Genomic DNA, 19667 nt, shown 5'->3' with positions numbered 1-19667 from the left:
TTATAAGCTGGCAGTGTCATATTCCGTCAATGCGGAGAAATCCGGTGCAGCAACCTGCTGCGAGTGCATCACCAGTCCGTGCCGCACGTCCGTGTCTGCTGAATAATACTCAGCGCAGTGTGAAAAGGTTCCGCCGTATACGCTGGCAGTTACATCATTGAGTACGTCAAAGCTATAACGGCGGCACGTCCTGCCGTACTGCCTGACCAGATTCATCATCAGCGCGTTGTACGTGCTCAGTTGCTCATCATTGATGCGCACCAGGATCACATCCCACTCATAACCGGTTTGGCGTTCTTTCAGTTCAACCGCGCCCACATCCAGCCGGGCAAATATGCGGATAAAACCGGCCACGCTGCCCGCATCCTGTGCGTTGATAAACGCCCACTTCACCCGCTTGCGGTACAGGCTCAACGGCTCACCGTTAAACCGCTCAATATCCCGCTGGTAGGCCAGCACGTTAAGCAGCGACACAGGGCAGGTTTCGGCGTCCAACTGCTGCAACGGCCAGCGCATCCAGTCATTCACCTGCTGCCAGTAACGTTTGCTGGCACGCAGTAATTTGGCTGGCTCGCCTTTGTCCATCCACGACGGCAGGCGCAGGCTTTCCAGTTGCTGACGGAAATCAGGCATTTTCAATCACCACAGTTAGCTCGCTCAGGCGCGGTACGCTCAGATCGCTGACGATATCGCCCTGGGAAAACGTCACGGAATCAATCAGCGCAAACTCGCGATGCAGTTCACGCCCCAGATTGGAAAATGAAAAACGGTCATACGGCCACGTCCGCTTAACGTCATACTCGCTGTTTTCCCGAAACGCGCAGCGCACCAGATTTTCACAACCGTTACGCAAGGCGCTTAACTCGTCGACGGTCACATTGGCCAGGTTGTTCACATACAGCGTAACCGTCAGATCATGTACGGTTTCCGGCATCGCCATGCACTGCATATCATCGCCGTGGCCGTGGTTGCCCTGCGTCGTGATGTAGTCATTCACCGCCGTGATAAACGGCGCGGAAATCACGCCCGAATCCAGCAATAAATACGCATTGGCTGTACCCGCTCCACGTGGGGCATCATGCAGAAAGAAAATCCGGTCAATGCTCAGCCCTGCCACAGCCGCAATCATGCTGCGGTAAATGGCGTCGGTGTGGTAATTACCGACCAGGTTGTACTGGTTGCGGCAGCGATCGCGCAGGTCGTCATCAGATTCCTGATCGGCACCAGGACGGATTAACCAGCCTTCCTCGTTTTCTGCTCGCTCAATACCATCAACCCCAACCGGCAAAATGCGGTAATAGCCTGGTGCCAGATTGAACGCCCCGCCCTCATCCGTCGCAGTCACCGGCACCAGCCCGCTGGCGCTGCCTGCGGGAATGGCCGTATCGACAGTGACGCGCACGCTGTACACCTGGCTGTTAATGCGCTCGGTCTGAATAACCGTGCCGGCCGGAATCAATACCGCCTGGCCAGAGTTCAACTTGAAGAAACGAACCGCCCCGCCCGCCGCCGTAGCTGGCTTGCGGCTCACATTGACGCCCCAGGCGAACACGTCCAGAAATGTGCCGGACGCCGTGGCCAAAAACATATTGGCCATTACGACGTTAATCATGACGTCTTTGAGCCACAAAACCGGCGTCGTGACAATGACGTTAATCAGCCGCCAGAACGGCGACATGCGAGACGTATTGGTTACCAGCCCTTCGGCATTGACCTGCGTCTGAAACTGTTCCGTGATGGCCTCAGATGTGACCGGCATACCGGCATCTATCATCGCCTGTTCATAATTAATCTGCGGTTTAGTGGTCATAATCAGCCGTCACCTGAATGCGGCCAAAATCATAGGTTTCAGCCGTTACCCATAAGCGTGTTTGCGTTTCTTCACTTAATTCAACCGTACCTGGAATAATGCGCTCATCGTCTTCAACCAGAATAATGATTTGCGTCATGATATCGGCGCGTAATGTCGGGCTACGTTCAGCAATTAGCTTTGTGGTTAATCCACTTTCAATAATGGCGTGTACACAGTCCTGCCCGATACTGACGCGGTTATTACATAAAACAGGTTCGTTACCGGCATTAAGATTAAAATCACGTCCTGTAATTAATAAATCAATAAACTTCGCCTCATCCATTAGCGTAATTCTTCCCATTCCTGTAATTGTTCCGGCGTCATGCCTTTATCTGCATTAATTGTGATATTGCCAAAGTTCTTACTGTTATCCGTGTAGGATTTATTGTTGTTATTGATCTCTTTATTTAACCCGCCGCGCTCAATGACTTTTACCTGCCCACCGGTTAATAACGTATTATTTCCCGTGCTCAGATTGTCCGGTGGTTTGGCAATATCAACGGGCATGGATGGCACTGGCAATGTAGCCGCCGCAGGCATATCAATGTTTACGCCTGGGATGTGATTCAACTTTTCAACAATCCAGCCGTAGGTACTGGAAAACGAACTCAGCAGCGCATCCCATAGCCCACTGAATAATTTACCGATGCCAGAAACCATATTCCCCATCGTCTCCATCAGCGAGAAATCGCTGATAGCGCCAACAACCTTTTCCCAACCGGCAACAATCAGTATCCATGCGGCTTTAAAGATTAGCGCCACCATCTGGATTACCGCCGCCAGTGTCTTAAAGGTCTCCGTCTGTGAAACGGCCGCAACGATCTGATCCCAATACTGGTACAGCAGATAGCAGCCTGCTGTCAGCGCGACCACCGCGGCGATAACCAGCAAAACCGGCCACAGCGCGAAATTAAACGCGATGCCCGCCGATACCGTAGCCAGGCGCACAGCCAGCAGCACGCCGCGCAATATCCGCATCGTTGCCGACCACGCCAGCACCGCCTTGTTATATAGCCAGATGACGCCGACATGGATTTTCATTACCGCCGTTAACCCAGCCCACAAACCACGTAACCCCATCATGACAAAGGCCGACACCCCCATCACAATATTGGCCACCGCTCCCGCCGCCGCGAGACTGAGCACGGCCAGCACGGCATAACCGATCACGCGGGTGATATTGGGAAACAGCGTTTGCCACCTGACCAGCGTTTGTCCCGCATCGGCCAACTTGTTGATCAGCGGATACAGCACCGGCAAGAGCGTAGCGCCCATCGCTGCCCGCATCGCGTACCAGACAGCCACCAGGCGATCCCACGGACTGGCCATTTTTTCCGCCATTTCCGTGGCACGTTTCATGCCGTCGCTGCTGCCCAGTTCTGTAATGTGCCGTTGCAATACACCGACGTTGCCATAAAGCTGTTTGATGACCGCTGACCCACCGCCAAACGCCTCGTCCAGCTCTTTTTGGGCTTTCAGGTTCCCTTCGATACTGTCACCGTATTTGGCGTGGAGTTTTTGCAGCATCGCAGGCATAGACAGTAATTTGCCGTTGGTATCGGTAAACGTCAGCCCCAGTTTTTTAGCCCCTTCAGCCGCGCCCGTCAGATATGACTCATACGATCCGCTAGCCTCACTACCGAGTGTGCGTTGCAGCTCACCCAATACCGCAAATTGCTCATCCATGCCCACGCCAAAGTTTGTCCCCGCGCCCTTTGCCCCTTCCATCAAATCCTTGATCGTCGCCATTTCCGTGTCAAACGCCTGGCGCATGTACGCCGCTTTCCCGGCTACCCGTTCCGCAAAATCCACATTCCCCATCGCGTTAGCATCACTGCGGAAGTTGGCGAACATCTGCCCCATAAATTCTGTGGTGTCTTCCGTGGTTCCCTTCAGCGCAGCGGCCACGGTATTAGTGATGGTTGTCATGCGCGGTAACTCACTATCAGACAACCCACTCACCGAACGCTTGATCACTTCAGTGGACTGCGCAAATTCCAGCGCCGATTTACCGTACTGCATACTGAATTTCAGGCCGTTCTCGGCAACCTGCTTTAATGTCTCATCACTGACGCCCTGCGCAGAGGCAGCCATTAACGCATCGTGCATTTCGATGGCGGGTTGCAGCGCCCCTTTAATTGCGATACCCACCGCAAACAGCCCCGTCCCGCCCACCGCGATTTTGCCAAATGCCGCCTGAGCGCGTTCGGCAAACCCCGTAACCGATGATTGTGCCTGGCGCAGAGGGCGAGTCAGATTGTTAATCAGATTGAGCGTGAAATCTAAACTGCTCATTAATCCCCCTTAAACGCCAGCGCAATACCGTTTGCGGCAGCAATACGCATCTTTTCCCAATACGAATTATCCAACCAGACGGCGCGGGCTAAATTATCGGTGTCGTCAGTCTCATGCGGTAAATAATGCCGCCTGAGTGTTAACGCCTGTTCGATAAAATTATTATTAATCGCCCGCACCCGCTCGGTTAGTTTTTTACTTCGATTTCCAGCTTCGGCGCATATTGCGTATTAATGACTTCGGTGATTTGTAATGCTGCACCTGGCTGCGCCAGCAGTTCATCCAAATCCTTTTTACTGTCCGCACTGACAATCCGGCGTAAATAGGTCACGGCAGGCGCAATTTTATTATCCATCGCCATATCGTTAATCAGGCCGTTGTATGCGACCGTTGTCGGTTCAAACGTTAATTCTTTCCCTGCAATCGTTAATACAATCTTGCTCATTTTATTTCTTCCCGTTGATTCATTTCATCGACTAATTGATTATGCCGTGCGGCACAATCAGCATAGATTTCCGGCCACTCTGTTAATGGGATAGCCGCATTTGTTCCGGTATTTCCGGCTAATGTCGGTAAGTTATTTACCGGACATTTCTTTTTCAGGTTTTCCTGATAAGACACGTTCGGTTCTTTCAACGCTGGCGTTGTACAGGCTGACAAACTCGTCAGACAGGCACACGTTAGTAAAAACCGGCTTAACGATTTCCCGATAGATTTCCTTGCTTGATGCATTGCGTATCGCCTCCAGTTGGCTTTCCAGCCTCTGCCCCGACTGACTGGCGATAGCCTGCATTGCCTGGCGGGACTGTTCACCCGCTGCGGTAGCCGCAGCCGTAACGGCCAACTCCACACTATCGCGCTGCCAGTTGGCCACCTGCCAGCCCGCAGCGAAAACCACAGCCAACACCACACCAATCAGCCAGGGCTTATCCATCAGCGCACCCCGTTGTGCTCAACGCTAAAATGGTTGCCGTCCGGACGGGATGTAAAGCGCCCGCCCCAACTGCCGCCCAGCGATTCCCAATATTCCCCCAGCGGCAAATACGCCTCAGTCTGCGTCTGGTATTGCCCATTGATAAACAGGTTAAAATCCACTGCCAAACGCTGCGTATGTAAGCTATTGGCAATCCCTGCTCCGCTCTTGGCGTTCAGCTTCGCGTGTTCCGGCGTGCGATAAGCCTCACCGAACGTCAGTTGATAGCCGTTCTCCTCCGCCCACGAAATTAAGCGTGCGGTCATTTGGGTAAAGCGCTGCTGCTTTTCCAGTAACTTCATTTTTTCTCGCTCCCTGTTAACAAGCTGCTTCCCCTGCGACGCAGCCAGATTTCAACCGCCTGGTGACCCGCCACGCCGAACGCCGCCCCCAATCCCGTCACGGCCAGCGGTGATAAGCCTGGTATCCAGACCAGCACCGCCCCTGCCGCTAATGCCGTCGCCGATCCCAAAATCACACGGCCGACGAACAGACGCGGCGTGATTTTCTCATCGCTGGCCAGCACCTTGCCGATCGCGATTAACCCACCCAGCACAACCAGCCAGAGCACATTCTTTTCATATTCCTGCATGGGGCTTCCTTACCCGATGAGTTTTTCCGTTAGTTCCGATTCCAGATACGGAATGCCGTTGATGCGCACAAAATCAGGGCTGGTCACCACATATTTGATTTTGTGCGTTACCACACTGCCGCCTTTCGGATCGTTGTCGAGAATATCGCTCACAATCAGCTTGCAGCCGAACGCCTCCACCTTAATTTCTTCGTTACCGGCTTTGGCGTACCACATCAGATCCACCGGTTCGATACCGCGCCATGACCCCGCACCACGCGCCTTCGCGGTAATGATGGCCAGGCTCTTGGTACTGAACTCCATTTCCCCTTCTGCCGCCACATCCCCCGCCACCCAGCCATCGGGGACACCCTGCGTTTGCGCGGCGGCGGTATTGTCCGTAATACTCAGGCCAACTTTTTCAACGTGAACCAGATCGCCATCCATGTTGAAATCAAACGACTGGCCTGAAATCCGTTTCGTCATGCGCTCCCCTCCAGCGACTGATCCAGAATCAAACTCACCGTGATGCCTTTCGGGCATTCGTAAGTACGTACCGTGATGTAAATTTCCACTTTGGATTTTGTACGCCAGGTGATCACCACGTCGCCATCCTGCGGCGGCTTCACTTCGCCAGGGAACGTCACGCCATTAATCTGGCTGCTGCGGGACATTTCACGCAGCGTTTTGGCAAAATACGCCTGGTTTGCCGCGATACTGCCTGGCGTGCTATTCAGGCTGCGATCGCCAATCTTGGCAATTGCCTGCAAGCGCACACGCCGTGCAGCCTTATCGACAATGCGCAGGTTTTCAATTGCCTGATAATCCCCGCCTTCCACATCCAACGTGCGACCATCCGACCAGTAATAGCCATCGTAGTCGGGATACCACATTGGCACGCTGTAGCGCAGCGCTTCCAGCGCCTGCAACGTGGCCAAATCCAACACCGCCCCCTTTGAATCCACAGGCAGAGCGGTAGCACCCATTTCCAGCAACGCACCGGTTTGCACCCGTGCCGGACTGTCAGCAATCGTTACAGCGCGGTTGCACAGCCGCCCTGCCAATACGCCAGGTTCATTACCCCACAGACGTGGAACTAGCTGCACAGCGGGCGCAGCCGCACTGGCCTGCAACGTACTTAATCGCGCTAAATAGCTCGCCCACTCTTCACCGGCCTGCACACCGTCTACAGCCAGAATGAACCACACCCAGCGGCCAAACGTGGCGATCAACTCTGCCCGCAGGCTGGCCGCTGCCGCGATCGTGTCTTTGGTTGCGCCCAGCGTCAGCACAACCCCTTCAATGCTGGCTACCTGCTGCGCCGCTTTTACGGCGTCCGTCCAAATCGTATCCATTCCCTCGGCGGGTACGTCTTTTGGCAGAAGGCTGATAAAGCCGCTCCAGTTCTGCCCCGCATTCAACATCGCCGCGTTTACCGTGCGTTTCAGCACAGAATCAGTCTCACCCAGCAACGCATCCAGATCGCTTTGGGTATTCACCGGCACGGTTTTGGCTACTTTGTCCTTTCCCGTTCCCAGTCCGACAAACAGCACCACCCGTTCAACCTCGTTTGTTTCGCCCTGTAGCTGGTTAACCTGGTTAATCTGTACCGTTGGCCAACTCATATTCCCTCATTAACGGGCTATGTCCCGTATCCTATGGCCTGGATCTGTTTCTCCATCGCCGTGTTTAAATCATCCTGACTGATACCCAAAAACTCACGGTTAGGCACATCAACAGACCACGATGTTTTCGGCGGACGCCCTTCCATACTGCGAATAATCACCCCCGCCTTCTGCTTGGTCAGTGTCGCCTGGATCTCTGCATAACCCGGCTTACGCCAGCGTGTACCGTTTCGCGTCTTGTATCCCAACTTACGCAGTCGCTTGGTCTGGCGTAACGTGGCGGCGGCATCCTGCCCCGGATCATCTTGTTGCTGCATGGCCTGGCGTCGATTGACCGTCACACGCATCCCGTTTTGCTGGCCATACCCCACGACGCCAGCCGGAACCGGCCTATTCCCGTTGCGATATCCGCCGCCATGCAGATAGATGCGCACCGCGTCGATCTCCGGCATTTCGCGGATATGCAGCAATTTAGGCATGTTGCGTAACATCTTGCCGCGCCGCCTGGATTGCCGTGGTGTCCACGGCCTGCCGTCCGGCGACTGCTGCTGCCTGACATGGCGCTTTGCTGCCGCGACCACGCCATATTTCGCCACTCGCCAGAGCAACCGCCGACGTTTTGGCGGTGTCAGATCTAATTGCCTCAGCCGCTGGCGCAGTGCCTTAGCCTGTTCGGCATTGAGCTGACCCGTAATCACGCCGGTTGCCCAATCGCTGCGCCGGTTTCATCTGCACCAAAAACATGCGCTTCCGTGGCAAACCAGATTTCAGGCTCGGTCAGACGCCAGCGCTTACCGTCAAACGGAATAATGCCGTTATCGTCTTCAATGATGGACAGCGACGCCGCCAGCTTGGCAGACACCACCACGGTGGCGGTATCCTGATCGATAACGTCCACATCCAGCGTGGGCAGTTCCCTGTCCAGCCCCGCATCCATAAAGGGCTGTTCGTCCTGCTCTGCTTGCCAGACCAGCAGCAGCGCACACAGATTTTTCGGATCACACTCCCGATACGGCCAGCGCTCCCAGCTCAGCACCGCATCAAACTGCATCACCGCTAGCTGATACTGCCCCTCGCCTAAATCCCGCTGGGCGCTGATAAAGCTGATTTCATCCATGAAACTGTCAAAGCCCTGCATCACTCGCTTTGGCAGGTTTTGGGTAACAAATGCGGTCAAGGCATCTAACTGGCTCATACCATGGCCACCGTAATACGTTTCAGCCCCTTGATACGCCGAACGGCAAAGGTAGATTCCGCGATCAAACTGGTACGAGTCTCATCACTTTCCTGGCCGGGATGGCTTTCACGACGCCCAACAGAGGCAAACTCCCCCATAAGGTCTGCTTTAGCCCGGGCAAAAACAGCTTTGCGATAACGAGCACACAGCAGGTTTTCGCCGTCAATCTCTATGCCAGGAACATCGATGGCGCAGGTATGTCCCCCATAGCGGTATTTATCCGCCACGCTCATCAGATCATCATTGATTTCACCGGCTGCGGTCAGCAGAGCCTGGCGAATGGTGGCCATATCGATATCAGCCGGAATGGTGCGTTGTGATTGAAAATCCTGGACGCTCAAATCAGGCCAAAAACCATCATTGACCAGAGTGGCATCGTCAAAATTAATTGAGGTTCCGCTGAACATCCTGTTTCTCCGGAAAAAGCGGGCTGGCCGGTTTCCACGGGCGATACGCAAAAGCGATCCCCTCCACCGCGCCCGCTTTCGGGTCGGTAGCCTTATTCGCCGCGTTTTGCGGCTTGAATCTCACCTTCTTCAAACCAGGCATCAGATGCGCGGCCGTCAGCAGTTTGGTAGTGGATCAAATACTGGTTGCAACTATTGGTATATTCAGCGCGAGCCTTGATGTGACCCTCTTCACCACTAATGGATACTTCAACAACTTGACCTAACTCATGCTTAAACGACATATCACACTCCAATAGACTCTTTTTCCAGCGCCCGCAGACGTGCAGCAATACGCTGCAACATCGTGCCGACACCACATCTAGGGTCGAATCCCTTCGCGTACTCCAGTAAACCCTTTGCCTGGAGCAATACATCCCTGTCATCCGTTGCCGCTGCGCGTGGTTCGCCATTCTCATCACGTAACAGATACAGACCAGAAAACTTCATGTATTTGGCCTTAATGACGTCATACACTTTCCAGTGCTGCATAACGTTATCCCGTGTGCGGCTGAAGTACGGTTCAACATCATGCCCAGCGGCCGCTTCCACTTCCGCCCAGGATAAAACCGTGTCTGCCACAAACACCGGGAACGTACTGCCAAACGTGGGCGGGGTTTCCAGCCCCCGTAGAATGGCCACATCAGCCCAGTCCAGCGCCTGATCAAACTGGCCGGTGTCAAACAGCCAGATAACACACCAGGCAAAAACAGGGTTTTGATGAACGCTGTCACCATCCAGCCAGACCTGTGCCGTTGGCATCCAACGCGGCAACAGAACATCACGCTTGTATTCCTGGCGCTCTGCACGGCTTTCTACGGCTGACGCCGCAGCAACATCCTTCTCCAGCGCAACAATCTGAATGTGCAGACTGGTTTCGCTATCCAGCGATTGTTGTTGGCGTAATAAACGCTCCGCAGCAATACGCGCAGTGTGACGTTGTGCCGGTGATAGCATCATCAATTCCCTTTGTTACGGCGCTGTCTGCGGAGAAACTGACGCCCCGATAGTGACCGCGCTTTCATCAAATGCCGCATACAATTCCGGATACTCAACAGCGTAACCTTCATTGCGTAAGTATTTGTTTTCGTATTGTTTACGGTCTTCAACAAACTCCGCTTTACGCTGGCGAGTACCACGTTGCGTATAGATATGCAGGTTTGGCAGCGTAGTAGCGATCATACGTTTGCCCGGCATAAACGGCGGAATATAGGCCGTGCGGCCAGCGATACTGTCAGAAAGCAATTGCGCGGCGATCTTCTCCGTTGGCTTGTCAGCTTTCTGATACAAACGAAATGACTCGGCAGCGACCAAATCAGCACCGACCAACACCACCAGGCGTGGATCATTACGGTACTGCGCCGGGATTTTGCTATTGATAAGGTCAGACGCCATCGCATCCAGCGAGACATAATCCCCTTTTCCGTCACCATCCAGTTCAACCGAATCCGTGATGATCTGCTGGCCGTCTTCCCACTCTTTTACAATCTGATGCCAGCCTTTGTTCACATCTTCGCCGTTCGGGTTTTTCACCGGGTCTGTAGTATCCGCAACAGATTTACCGTTAAAGCCGATACGCAGCATATCCAGCGCAAACGCCTGATTGGTGAACTCCTGAACACGCTGGAAGAATTCATTTTCATCACCAGCGTTAGCCCAGACAGAAAGAAGTTGCCACGTCAGCGCGGCGCAGGAATCCGTCTCGACCAATTTGTAGTCATTGCCGCTCACGCCCACTTTCTTACGGAAGCGACCATCCAGCACGCGCCCGGTATACAGGCCAGAACTGCCCACGGGAACCACTTGCCCCTGCAACTGGTCAACATCAGCAACAGTGATAAGATTCAGGAAATCAGTCTGTTCCAACAGCGCATTACGCAGTTGGGTTTCTTTGGGATCAGACAACGCAAACCAGCGTTCTGCGTCAGTCGCGCTATAAGCCTCACGCAGCCCAGCGTGATACTTCAGCAGGAACTCACGGGCTTTTGCATTTAATTGCATATTCTTTTTCCTTCAAGAAAAGCATCATCCCTTACAGGAATTTGAAGCCTTTTTTATCCTTGCTGAACTGCTTATTCGGCAGTTTGGTGACTTTCTCATTCAGCTTGCTGAAGCCCTTCACCAGTTCCGGCAGGTTGCCGACCAGACGCGCAAAATCTTCCGTGTCCACCACGTCTTTCACGGTGTCCACATCGCCCTGCACATCGGACATCGCGGTTTCAATCGCCGTTACCCGGTCTTCCAGCGCAGCCAGTGCATCGGCCATCGCCTGCAACGCGTCCGATGATGCGGGATCGTCTTCAGGTTTTTGCTCTGGTTCTGACTCTTCGATACTGAAAAAATGGCGCCAACCTTTTTTCGCTTTTGACATTCCCTTTTCCTTTTTAAATTCCCTGATTTCATCAAACGCCAGCGGCTTATATGGACCGATGCGTTTTCCCTTCGTGCGGCTGAAACGTAGCCTGGTTGTACCTATCCCCGCAGGGCTATCCGTTACGGCCAGCCCTTCCAAATAAGTTTTACCGGTATTCCGAAAATTCCCATCCAGTGTAAACTCCGGCGATAAAAATAAAAGCTGTCCGGTGGCATTCGCTTGAAGTAATGCCATAGCAGGACAGAGACGGGCATATAAACGTAAAATACCCTCATCATCTCGCTCTGCTTTTACTTCCAGCACTTCCCCCATGTTCCCGAAATTACGGGTATGCTCCGGCCATAACAGCGCGGTATATAACGAGGGGTCATAAAGCTCCGCAGAATCCAATAACCATTGTTCTTCAATAGTTCTTTTATCAACCGTTTCACCCGCAGTAGCGATACAAATCCAATTTGTTGCCAGTTGTGAGCCTGACATAGTGCCTCCGTTTCTACTGCTGCACTCAGTATCAACAATAGCGGTGATATACGCATCGGTTTTAATTCGGATATATACCGCTAGCCGAACCGTTCCGAATCAAAGACAGATTTAATATAAAAAAGCCAATGCATAATGTCTGAATGGCAAAATACAGCGAAGAATTAAAAGGCGTTGCGCGGGCGCTTTATTTAAAGCATTACACCCCGCAGGAAATCGCCAGTGAACTAAACCTGCCCAACAGGCGTATCGTCTATTATTGGGCGGAAAAACACTGCTGGGCGGAGTTACTGAGCCATGAGTCTACTGAAGATGCGTTAACCCGGCGCATCCAGACGTTAACGCTACGTGAAGGTAAATCTGAGTTAGAGCTGCGTGAACTGGATAGCCTGGTCGCGCATCTGGTGAAATTACGTGCGCAACAGAATAAACACAGTGAGAAACTGGCTGAAATTAAAAATAACGATGCCGGTACATCTGACACCCGTCACTCCCATAACGATGATAAGCCACGTAAGCGCGGGAAATATAAAAAGAACGATATTAGTAAGCTGACGCAGGAAGATTTTGATGCGTTCGCCGATGAACATCTTTTCGGTTATCAAAAACACCTGCGTGCCAATATCGGTCAACAAATCAGAAATATATTAAAGAGTAGGCAAATTGGCGCCACCTGGTATTTTTCGATTGAGGCCTTTGAAAATGCGGTGATGACCGGCGATCCACAAATATTTTTGTCTGCATCGAAAGCACAGGCGGAAGTATTTCGTAGTTACATCGTCAACATTGCCGAACAGTATTTTGGTGTGGAACTCACCGGCAACCCAATCCGCCTGTCTAATGGCGCAGAAATGCGCTTTCTGTCTACGAATAAGAATACGGCACAGTCTTACAGCGGCCACTTGTACTGTGACGAATATTTCTGGGTTCCCAATTTTGCCAAATTGAACGAGGTGGCCAGTGCGATGGCCACACACGACAAATGGCGCACAACATACTTTTCGACACCCAGCAGCAAAACGCACCAGGCGTACCCGTTCTGGACGGGGGAAGAATGGAAACGGGGCGATAAAAAACGGGCGAAGATCACGTTTCCGACAGAGAAGGAGCTGCGTGATGGCGGGCGCTTATGCCCGGATGGCCAGTGGCGATACATCATCACGATGGAAGATGCCATTAATGGCGGTTTTAATCTGGCCAACATCGAGAAGCTACGCAACCGCTACAACCGCGATACCTTCAACATGCTCTATATGTGCGTGTTTGTGGACAGCAAAGACAGCGTGTTTTCGTTCTCTCACGTCGAGCGTTGCTGTGTTGACCCTGATATCTGGGAAGACCATGACGAAAACCTGCCACGTCCCTTTGGCAACCGTGAGGTCTGGGCTGGTTATGATCCGGCACGCAGTGGCGATACCTCAACCTTTGTGATCGTTGCGCCGCCCGTGTTGGTCGTCGAGAAGTTTCGCGTGCTGCGCGTATTTCACTGGCAGGGGATGAACTGGAGTTGGCAGGCGGCACAGATTAAAAAGCTGTTTGGCCAGTACAACATCACTTATATCGGCGTGGATATCACGGGGCTGGGGACGGGCGTGTTTGAAAGCATTCAACATTTCGCCATGCGCCAGGCTGTAGCTATCCGCTACGGCGTAGAGACTAAAAACAGGCTGGTGATGAAGATGATCGACGTTATCGAAGATGGCCGCGTGGAATGGGATAAAGAGAAAACCGAAATCGCTGCCAGTTTTATGACCATACGTCGCACCTCAACGGCCAGCGGTAACGCCATGACGTTCGTTGCCGATCGCAGTGTCGAAACTGGCCACGCCGACAGTTTTTGGGCTATTGCCCACGCGATTGATAACGAACCACTGGATCACAGCAATCAGCGATCATCACGCTGGGGCAACTTAGGGAAAGCAGCATGAAAAAACGGAAATATCAGGCGCGTAATAACGTCGCTAAACCGCGCCACATGAGCCTGATTACGCTGGGTAAACCAGAACCCATACTGACGACCGGCACGAACTATACGGACGTTTGGTATGATAATGAAGCACAGCATTGGACGCTGCCGATCGAGCGCCTGGCACTGGCGCAACTGGTGAACCTGAGCGCACAGCATGGCGGCGTGTTATATGCCAGGCGCAACATGATAACGGCAGACTATAAAAATGGCGGACTCACACACGAACAACTTGGCGCAGCCATTTTTGACTGGCTGACGTTTGGTGATGTCGCCCTTTTGAAAGTACGGAACGGCTGGGGTGATGTTATTGATCTCTACCCGCTGCCGGCGCTGTACACGCGCCAGCGCAAAACCGGGGAATTTGTCGTGCTGCAACAGGGCGAACCGATGATTTACCCCCCCGAGGATATTGTTTTCCTCAAGCAGTACGATCCACAACAAGCGATCTACGGCCTCCCGGATTACATCAGCGGAATTCACTCCGCCCTGCTAAATGGTGAAGCCACTATTTTCCGTCGTCGTTACTACCATAACGGCGCTCACACTGGCGGCCTGCTCTACTCCACCGACCCAAACATGACCGATGAAGTGGAAGAAGCGATTATTCAGAAGCTCGAGCATTCAAAAGGGATCGGGAACTTCAGTACCATGTTTGTGAATATCCCCAAAGGCGATCCGGATGGCATCAAATTTATCCCGATCGGCGACATCAGCGCCAAAGATGAATTTCAGAACGTAAAAAGCATCAGTGCGCAGGACGTGCTGACCGCTCATCGCTTTCCGGCAGGCCTGGCGGGGATTATCCCCACAAATGGCGCCGTCATGGGTGATATCGAAAAAGCGGCAAAAACCTATAAGAAAGCCGAAATTTTGCCAATTCAACGCATGTTTGCCGCCGCAGTGGCAAAACAGCAGGATATCCCCGCGTATTTACACCTGAATTTCATGGCAGACCACGAGCAGGAAGGTGATTAATGTTCGTAAAAAGACTAAAATATCATCGTTTTCAGACTTCCAAAGCCAGGGATACGCGATTAATGAAGATTTTTTGTCCGATATGCGAGGCAAGAGCAATAATTAAAAAAACAGCACGGAAGCACAAGGAACTGTCTGATTTATATTGCTCCTGTACCGATGTTGAATGTGGCCATACCTTCGTGCTGAATATGACGTTCTCACATACCATCAGCCCCAGCGCAAAATCCAACGACGCCCTGATCGCCACGATCTGCAACAGCCTTAATGGCCAGCAAAAGCAGTTAATGTTGAAGTTCCTGAATCAGACAGGTGCGGCAGTTGCCTAAGTGACGAACCCCGTATTATACGGGGTTGTAGTTTGACGAATAATCAGGAAGCGTGGAACGCTTCAGCCCGCCTCTCCAATTCGCCCAAAAATGACGTTTTGGCCAGCTCATGCGCGTTCGGCGCCATAATGCTGATAATCTGGTACTTCGTTTCATCCCATTCATGACGCGCATAAACAAGGTAGTTATTAGAATGCCGCCTTATGACAGGCAAATGAGACGGCCACTGCGGTTCGCCGGGTAACAGAATATGAATTTTATGGATACCGGATGCCATCAAGCGGGGGTTTTCTTCCCATCGTCCTTCACTGCCAAAGACGGCTGGCCTGGCAGCACCATTCTTCCAGTTTTGCATGGCTAAAGCATATTCTGCGGCTATAGCAGGGTGTTCAACATCAGGATGAACGGTCACAGTAATCACGCAGTCACCCTTAGCGATCAAACGATGGGATACCTAACCCCAGCGTTTTATGTTCAGCACGGATAGCGGCCTTAACATCTAACGCATCAAGGTGGCTGAGAACATCCGTGGTGGCAACAGGGGGATGCGTCTGCTCAATGAACGATAAAAAATCTTCTATCCCATAAAGCAAGCCAGAGGCAGAACGCGCAAACTTTTTCACCTGTGCGAAAACTGCTGCGTCTTTTCTGACTTCATCACGTTGAACCGCGATCCTGGCTGCGGCCAGAAAACCTTTGGCCAGATCCGCACGTTTATGCATTTCACTTAAAAAGTGTTTTTGCGCTAATGGAGACTGTTTACCCAGTTCAATAGGGGCTTGCTTATTTTCCCATTCCATCTTCAGCAACCGCAAATGCATGTTGAGCCGCTCAGTTTCCTGGATCAAGAATACGGTTGCCTGCTCGACAGGAACAAAAGCAAATTCATAAGGATTAGCACTGAGTGTGGTATTTGTCCCCACCGTACTGTAGACATCATTATTTCCCAGCGATGTGGCCGGAACTGGCGCCAACGCTAGCGCAAATGCAGCAGCAATCTGGTTAACCCTGTTACTGGTCATTTCTTGCAACATAATTACCTCCGTACTTTAAGAACATCATAGCGCAGAAAATCACCGTCTGAAACTCTACCTCAGTTCGCCCAGCCCGCATCATACAGAGCCAGGCGGTATCGCTATATCACTCTGAGCGGTTCGACAGTCGCAGAAGGTGGGCGTGAGCGTTCTTCACATCCATCCAGTCCGGCGATGATATCCTCCCGGATGTAGTCCAGCAGGCAAGCAACATCCTGGCCGTCTACCATGCCGTCCTGGTTTTCACCATACGACATAAGCAGAAGTGACAACGTACCAATAGCACGTTGAGCGCGGGATAACTGGTCATGGGCGTCTTCAGTTATAAGATGGGTGTACATTGTGTTTCCCTCAATCTTTAAGGATAAACACCACCGCAGAAGGTCTCAATCTTATGGGGTGGTGAACTGACAGGGTTGAGACTACCGGTGAAGAGCGCAAGCCGGCGCAGCTTTCGCTGCCCCTGCCAGCCCACCATAATTTGGGGTGAGTCTGGTCAGCACACAAAAAAACCGCCTAGCGCGGTTGTGCGCACTCGTTCAATCCGGGGTCTCAATCCCGACAGCGGATTTTGCCGCTGTGCGATAACCATAACCCCGGACAAAAGCGCACGTCAATATTATTTCTCTCTGCTGAAGAGCCAGCAGTAAACATCCCGTGATGACAACATGCTGTTTTCATTCATCCTCATCATCGTCAAATTGCACTCTTCGGCCACCTGAATCCGGTTTTTCAAAAACCCAGCATTTATAAATATCAGACATTTTTTTACCGTAGGTTTTACCCGCATTGAATCTTTTACTAACCAGGCTCCTGACAGACTTAGGACCGATAAATTTATAGACCTTCCCTTCCTTCAGTTGCTCTTTAATTTCATTAAGTGGAACCCTGAAACTCTGTTTGTAGGTTGAGGCAACTTCTTCAATATGGTTAAAGTTAATTGCCCAGAAATGCTCATTTTCAGAATGATTGACGCCAAACTCTTCACGTTCATCAAGGTATTCCACCATCTCCCAGAACTCATGAACCAGTGGCTTATCACGCTGTATGGATTTCTGACGGTCAGAAGCAATACGGAACATATAGCTCCGGGTCAGAGCCAGACGTGACGACGAAACAGGGATAACCAGAGGTAACACTGCAAGAAACGCCAGTATCTGAGAATGACATTTGATAATACGCTGGATACGAACTTCCTCATGCTGGCGAAACTCCTCCTTCGCTGTTTCAAACTCACGATCATACTCTTCAAGGATTTTCTTTTCGGCCAGAACGGCTTTCAGCATGAAGCCGGAAACCTTCTCCATCGGCATTTTCTCAAGGCTTTCAGCCGCACGTAGCGTTTCCGGGCTTTGTCCTGACTTGTCAGTATAAACATGGATAATACGTGTCTGAATCGGCTCAGATGCTTTAACCTCAGCGTTCTGGGCTATCACGACACTGCCTCTGAAGGGCGGCTCATACGTTTCATTGTTATTGGCCTTAACCCCCAGTGCACGTGGCGCACGACCGTTATAGAGCGATTTCAGCTCATCAAAGTCAAAAGCTCGGTTTCTCGCCGGACGGCCTGACTCATCACGATCGCCTTCAATCAGGACGATAGGCAGATTGGCTACCTGCACAAAGTTACGGCCACGCGCCGCAGCGGATGACTTGGAAGGGTCAAAACCTTCGTATTCCTCACGGCCGCACAGCTTCCACAGGAACTCAATGAGCGTAGATTTCCCTGTACCCGGCTCACCGTTAATTTCCAGAAACGGGAAACTCTTATTACGCATACGGATCTGCTCTGCAAAAAAAGACCCGAACCAGAAAGCCAGCGCGATATATCCCTTCTCACCAAAGGCTGTCCATAAATCGTCAAGCCATGCGATTTCAAACTGCTGCAAATTTTCGTTAAGAACCAGCGATGGACTCAGGCTCAGGCTTTTCAGTGGTAACTTACCTATATCAAAGTAATCTTCATCGTTAATGGCATACAACTGGCCATTGCTGACGGCCAGATTGTTAAACACCCAGGAACCATGTGCCTTGTTATAGCCAATAAAATCCATCGTTTTGACTTCTTTAATGGCCAGCAGCGAACGAATAATGCGATCGAGTTGTTTGGTTGTTCCGGTAAAGAGTGCGCCCTTTGCCATATGCAGAAGACGCTTCTTAAACTCAGCGGCACTGGTCAGTTGACTGGCTGTAAACGTGCTTTTAACCGACGATCCATCCGGCAACTTCACCCGGATGTAATACCAGGCCTCATCAGTTGGCTTGGATGTCTGATAATAGAGTGGTTGCATAACGCAGTTCGCTATTTCCTCCAGTCCATTAGACTCACGTAATGCTCGCTCCTGCAACTTAACTTCATCAAATTCACCTTCAGTCTCCTGCAAACGTCTTAGCGCTTTACTGTATTTTTCAAAATCCAGTTCAAACCAATAGGTGCGTGAAGCAAAAATAAAATGAAAACTGTGCCAACTGTTTTCATGGTACATCTCCATCGCTTTAGCTGACGGGCTTTCTGCCAGTAATAGCCTGCCGTAGTAACGGTATTTCGACAGGTCTTTGTTGGACAGGCGCTCACGTAACAGCAGATCATTCCAGTCCAGAGAAGAACCGAATTCAGAAGGCAGCGCAGCCGATACTTCCCAGCCAGCATCCCTGGCACGACGTGCAAATTTGATGATATGGCTGCGGCCAGCGTTATCATCATCAAACGCCCATACCAGCCGTGGACGGGGCTTATCTACGAGAATGTCAGCCAACATATCAAGCAGCGCCTTTGGATAGTTGACGCTACTGAGCGTAGCAACAGATGCCTTCCCTGCTTCATTGAGTGCGATGGCATTAAAAATACCTTCGGTGATCCATATTTCTTTCTGCTCGGACAAATCCAGACCGGGGTATTCCCACCAGTAACCCGCATAATTGCCGATGAAATTGGCTTTCTGGTCAAAGCGATCAGGCTGGTCAATGATGCGCTCCCAACCGCTGCCGTTCGCCAGCTTAAACTTCACCGTGGCACTACCGAGGCCATTCTTGATGAAAGTTCCCTGGGTATAACAGCCAGCCAGTTTACTGGTATCCAGCCCACGCGCTTCTCGCAGATAGGCCTCAGCGGTGGCATTGGGTGTTTCAGGTGTAGGCTGGTAGCGCGTTGACCAGTCCTCAAAGATATCCCGATACAACTCCTTGACCGGTATTTCCTTACCGCAGTTGTTTTCACGGCCACACTTCAGTATCCAGGGGCTATCTATACTGGTGAATAACTCACGTTTATGACAGGAAGGACACACACCCTGCTGCAAGTATTTATTTCCATCTTTAACTTTAAATTCAAAATCCCGAACGAGCCGACGCACAACGTCCTGCTGTATTGTGGCATTCATAATTATTCCAGATGTAAAAAGTGCAAAAAGCTAAAAGCTATATTCGGTATTGTTTATTATATCGCTCATGGGTCATTAACTCCCAATGCCTGCCTTTATCTTTACTGAGTAATCGCCAACGATAAGA

General features: G+C 51.6%; 25 protein-coding genes. 3 read left to right on the top strand and 22 right to left on the bottom strand.

The features are described from left to right. The 18 genes from A6301_RS00600 to A6301_RS00510 form a co-directional block, all read right to left on the bottom strand. Nucleotides 1–633 carry a phage tail protein gene (locus tag A6301_RS00600; protein ID WP_234256866.1) on the bottom strand — a complete coding sequence of 211 codons (633 nt, stop codon included), beginning with the start codon at nucleotides 631–633 and terminating at the stop codon, nucleotides 1–3. Continuing rightward, nucleotides 626–1810, bottom strand: coding sequence for a baseplate J/gp47 family protein (locus A6301_RS00595; RefSeq protein ID WP_234256865.1), 1185 nt, complete (start codon nucleotides 1808–1810; stop codon nucleotides 626–628). Before A6301_RS00595 ends, A6301_RS00600 begins: the two co-directional genes overlap by 8 nt. Next, nucleotides 1800–2135 (bottom strand): DUF2590 family protein, encoded by a 336-nt coding sequence (locus A6301_RS00590; protein WP_234257170.1) that lies wholly within the window; start codon nucleotides 2133–2135, stop codon nucleotides 1800–1802. The genes A6301_RS00595 and A6301_RS00590 overlap by 11 nt, the downstream gene beginning before the upstream one ends. After that, entirely contained in the window at nucleotides 2135–4147 is a 2013-nt protein-coding gene (locus tag A6301_RS00585) for a phage tail tape measure protein (RefSeq protein ID WP_234256864.1), read from the bottom strand. Before A6301_RS00585 ends, A6301_RS00590 begins: the two co-directional genes overlap by 1 nt. After that, nucleotides 4147–4326, bottom strand: coding sequence for a hypothetical protein (locus A6301_RS00580; protein ID WP_234256863.1), 180 nt, complete (start codon nucleotides 4324–4326; stop codon nucleotides 4147–4149). Before A6301_RS00580 ends, A6301_RS00585 begins: the two co-directional genes overlap by 1 nt. 8 nt (nucleotides 4327–4334) lie before the next feature. Beyond that, complete coding sequence (locus tag A6301_RS00575) at nucleotides 4335–4592, bottom strand: putative phage tail assembly chaperone (RefSeq protein ID WP_234256862.1); 258 nt, start codon at nucleotides 4590–4592, stop codon at nucleotides 4335–4337. A 132-nt stretch (nucleotides 4593–4724) separates the two neighbouring features. Then, complete coding sequence (locus A6301_RS00565) at nucleotides 4725–5081, bottom strand: hypothetical protein (RefSeq protein ID WP_234256860.1); 357 nt, start codon at nucleotides 5079–5081, stop codon at nucleotides 4725–4727. Beyond that, on the bottom strand, nucleotides 5081–5422 hold the full coding sequence (locus A6301_RS00560; protein ID WP_234256859.1) for a M15 family metallopeptidase: 342 nt from the start codon (nucleotides 5420–5422) through the stop codon (nucleotides 5081–5083). The genes A6301_RS00565 and A6301_RS00560 overlap by 1 nt, the downstream gene beginning before the upstream one ends. Continuing rightward, on the bottom strand, nucleotides 5419–5712 hold the full coding sequence (locus A6301_RS00555) for a phage holin family protein (RefSeq protein ID WP_234256858.1): 294 nt from the start codon (nucleotides 5710–5712) through the stop codon (nucleotides 5419–5421). Before A6301_RS00555 ends, A6301_RS00560 begins: the two co-directional genes overlap by 4 nt. Before the next feature lie 9 nt (nucleotides 5713–5721). Further along, nucleotides 5722–6177, bottom strand: a complete 456-nt coding sequence (locus A6301_RS00550) for a DUF2597 family protein (RefSeq protein ID WP_234256857.1) — start codon at nucleotides 6175–6177, stop codon at nucleotides 5722–5724. Next, nucleotides 6174–7316 carry a DUF2586 domain-containing protein gene (locus A6301_RS00545; RefSeq protein ID WP_234256856.1) on the bottom strand — a complete coding sequence of 381 codons (1143 nt, stop codon included), beginning with the start codon at nucleotides 7314–7316 and terminating at the stop codon, nucleotides 6174–6176. The genes A6301_RS00550 and A6301_RS00545 overlap by 4 nt, the downstream gene beginning before the upstream one ends. A 17-nt stretch (nucleotides 7317–7333) precedes the next feature. Then, entirely contained in the window at nucleotides 7334–8014 is a 681-nt protein-coding gene (locus tag A6301_RS00540) for a phage virion morphogenesis protein (protein WP_234256855.1), read from the bottom strand. After that, entirely contained in the window at nucleotides 8011–8511 is a 501-nt protein-coding gene (locus A6301_RS00535) for a phage tail protein (protein WP_234256854.1), read from the bottom strand. Before A6301_RS00535 ends, A6301_RS00540 begins: the two co-directional genes overlap by 4 nt. Beyond that, nucleotides 8508–8960, bottom strand: coding sequence for a head completion/stabilization protein (locus A6301_RS00530; RefSeq protein WP_234257169.1), 453 nt, complete (start codon nucleotides 8958–8960; stop codon nucleotides 8508–8510). The genes A6301_RS00535 and A6301_RS00530 overlap by 4 nt, the downstream gene beginning before the upstream one ends. Before the next feature lie 92 nt (nucleotides 8961–9052). Next, the gene (locus A6301_RS00525; RefSeq protein WP_040084450.1) at nucleotides 9053–9244 is read right to left on the bottom strand and encodes a hypothetical protein; all 192 of its coding nucleotides are present in this window, start codon (nucleotides 9242–9244) and stop codon (nucleotides 9053–9055) included. 1 nt (nucleotide 9245) lies between these two features. Then, complete coding sequence (gene gpM, locus A6301_RS00520) at nucleotides 9246–9959, bottom strand: phage terminase small subunit (protein ID WP_234256853.1); 714 nt, start codon at nucleotides 9957–9959, stop codon at nucleotides 9246–9248. A gap of 12 nt (nucleotides 9960–9971) precedes the next feature. Further along, a complete protein-coding gene (locus A6301_RS00515; RefSeq protein WP_234256852.1) occupies nucleotides 9972–11000 on the bottom strand; it encodes a phage major capsid protein, P2 family in 1029 nt (342 codons plus the stop codon). A 31-nt stretch (nucleotides 11001–11031) separates the two neighbouring features. Further along, a complete protein-coding gene (locus tag A6301_RS00510) occupies nucleotides 11032–11853 on the bottom strand; it encodes a GPO family capsid scaffolding protein (protein WP_234256851.1) in 822 nt (273 codons plus the stop codon). A gap of 143 nt (nucleotides 11854–11996) precedes the next feature. Here A6301_RS00510 and A6301_RS00505 point away from each other — a divergent pair, with 143 nt between their 5' ends. The 3 genes from A6301_RS00505 to A6301_RS00495 are packed head-to-tail and all read left to right on the top strand — an operon-like array spanning nucleotide 11997 to nucleotide 15126. Further along, nucleotides 11997–13781 carry a terminase large subunit domain-containing protein gene (locus A6301_RS00505; RefSeq protein ID WP_234256850.1) on the top strand — a complete coding sequence of 595 codons (1785 nt, stop codon included), beginning with the start codon at nucleotides 11997–11999 and terminating at the stop codon, nucleotides 13779–13781. Continuing rightward, a complete protein-coding gene (locus tag A6301_RS00500) occupies nucleotides 13778–14797 on the top strand; it encodes a phage portal protein (protein WP_234256849.1) in 1020 nt (339 codons plus the stop codon). Before A6301_RS00505 ends, A6301_RS00500 begins: the two co-directional genes overlap by 4 nt. After that, nucleotides 14797–15126: an ogr/Delta-like zinc finger family protein gene (locus A6301_RS00495; RefSeq protein ID WP_234256848.1), complete on the top strand. Its 330-nt coding sequence runs from the start codon at nucleotides 14797–14799 to the stop codon at nucleotides 15124–15126. The genes A6301_RS00500 and A6301_RS00495 overlap by 1 nt, the downstream gene beginning before the upstream one ends. Nucleotides 15127–15169: 43 nt before the next feature. On the opposite strand, the gene A6301_RS00490 is transcribed toward A6301_RS00495, so the two are convergent. The 4 genes from A6301_RS00490 to A6301_RS00475 all read right to left on the bottom strand — a co-directional run bounded on the left by A6301_RS00490 (nucleotide 15170) and on the right by A6301_RS00475 (nucleotide 19540). After that, nucleotides 15170–15547 (bottom strand): type II toxin-antitoxin system YafO family toxin, encoded by a 378-nt coding sequence (locus A6301_RS00490; RefSeq protein WP_234256847.1) that lies wholly within the window; start codon nucleotides 15545–15547, stop codon nucleotides 15170–15172. Between the two features lie 10 nt (nucleotides 15548–15557). Beyond that, entirely contained in the window at nucleotides 15558–16160 is a 603-nt protein-coding gene (locus tag A6301_RS00485) for a hypothetical protein (RefSeq protein WP_234256846.1), read from the bottom strand. Nucleotides 16161–16261: 101 nt separating this feature from the next. Next, nucleotides 16262–16501 carry a hypothetical protein gene (locus A6301_RS00480; RefSeq protein WP_234256845.1) on the bottom strand — a complete coding sequence of 80 codons (240 nt, stop codon included), beginning with the start codon at nucleotides 16499–16501 and terminating at the stop codon, nucleotides 16262–16264. 336 nt (nucleotides 16502–16837) lie between these two features. Further along, complete coding sequence (locus tag A6301_RS00475) at nucleotides 16838–19540, bottom strand: toprim domain-containing protein (RefSeq protein ID WP_234256844.1); 2703 nt, start codon at nucleotides 19538–19540, stop codon at nucleotides 16838–16840. Between the last annotated feature and the right edge of the window lie 127 nt (nucleotides 19541–19667).

The sequence above is a fragment of the Pectobacterium sp. IFB5596 genome (genome assembly GCF_021432585.1).
GTDB lineage: Bacteria > Pseudomonadota > Gammaproteobacteria > Enterobacterales > Enterobacteriaceae > Pectobacterium > Pectobacterium punjabense.
This window is presented reverse-complemented; position numbering and strand designations above follow the sequence as displayed.

Excerpts from the sequence above, each read along its gene's own strand:
- A6301_RS00600 (WP_234256866.1), bottom strand. The coding sequence starts at position 633 with ATGCCTGATTTCCGTCAGCAACTGGAAAGCCTGCGCCTGCCGTCGTGG.
- A6301_RS00595 (WP_234256865.1), bottom strand. The coding sequence starts at position 1,810 with ATGACCACTAAACCGCAGATTAATTATGAACAGGCGATGATAGATGCC.
- A6301_RS00590 (WP_234257170.1), bottom strand. The coding sequence starts at position 2,135 with ATGGATGAGGCGAAGTTTATTGATTTATTAATTACAGGACGTGATTTT.
- A6301_RS00585 (WP_234256864.1), bottom strand. The coding sequence starts at position 4,147 with ATGAGCAGTTTAGATTTCACGCTCAATCTGATTAACAATCTGACTCGC.
- A6301_RS00575 (WP_234256862.1), bottom strand. The coding sequence starts at position 4,592 with ATGAGCAAGATTGTATTAACGATTGCAGGGAAAGAATTAACGTTTGAA.
- A6301_RS00565 (WP_234256860.1), bottom strand. The coding sequence starts at position 5,081 with ATGGATAAGCCCTGGCTGATTGGTGTGGTGTTGGCTGTGGTTTTCGCT.
- A6301_RS00560 (WP_234256859.1), bottom strand. The coding sequence starts at position 5,422 with ATGAAGTTACTGGAAAAGCAGCAGCGCTTTACCCAAATGACCGCACGC.
- A6301_RS00555 (WP_234256858.1), bottom strand. The coding sequence starts at position 5,712 with ATGCAGGAATATGAAAAGAATGTGCTCTGGCTGGTTGTGCTGGGTGGG.
- A6301_RS00550 (WP_234256857.1), bottom strand. The coding sequence starts at position 6,177 with ATGACGAAACGGATTTCAGGCCAGTCGTTTGATTTCAACATGGATGGC.
- A6301_RS00545 (WP_234256856.1), bottom strand. The coding sequence starts at position 7,316 with ATGAGTTGGCCAACGGTACAGATTAACCAGGTTAACCAGCTACAGGGC.
- A6301_RS00535 (WP_234256854.1), bottom strand. The coding sequence starts at position 8,511 with ATGAGCCAGTTAGATGCCTTGACCGCATTTGTTACCCAAAACCTGCCA.
- A6301_RS00530 (WP_234257169.1), bottom strand. The coding sequence starts at position 8,960 with ATGTTCAGCGGAACCTCAATTAATTTTGACGATGCCACTCTGGTCAAT.
- A6301_RS00525 (WP_040084450.1), bottom strand. The coding sequence starts at position 9,244 with ATGTCGTTTAAGCATGAGTTAGGTCAAGTTGTTGAAGTATCCATTAGT.
- gpM (WP_234256853.1), bottom strand. The coding sequence starts at position 9,959 with ATGATGCTATCACCGGCACAACGTCACACTGCGCGTATTGCTGCGGAG.
- A6301_RS00515 (WP_234256852.1), bottom strand. The coding sequence starts at position 11,000 with ATGCAATTAAATGCAAAAGCCCGTGAGTTCCTGCTGAAGTATCACGCT.
- A6301_RS00510 (WP_234256851.1), bottom strand. The coding sequence starts at position 11,853 with ATGTCAGGCTCACAACTGGCAACAAATTGGATTTGTATCGCTACTGCG.
- A6301_RS00505 (WP_234256850.1), top strand. The coding sequence starts at position 11,997 with ATGGCAAAATACAGCGAAGAATTAAAAGGCGTTGCGCGGGCGCTTTAT.
- A6301_RS00500 (WP_234256849.1), top strand. The coding sequence starts at position 13,778 with ATGAAAAAACGGAAATATCAGGCGCGTAATAACGTCGCTAAACCGCGC.
- A6301_RS00495 (WP_234256848.1), top strand. The coding sequence starts at position 14,797 with ATGTTCGTAAAAAGACTAAAATATCATCGTTTTCAGACTTCCAAAGCC.
- A6301_RS00485 (WP_234256846.1), bottom strand. The coding sequence starts at position 16,160 with ATGTTGCAAGAAATGACCAGTAACAGGGTTAACCAGATTGCTGCTGCA.
- A6301_RS00480 (WP_234256845.1), bottom strand. The coding sequence starts at position 16,501 with ATGTACACCCATCTTATAACTGAAGACGCCCATGACCAGTTATCCCGC.
- A6301_RS00475 (WP_234256844.1), bottom strand. The coding sequence starts at position 19,540 with ATGAATGCCACAATACAGCAGGACGTTGTGCGTCGGCTCGTTCGGGAT.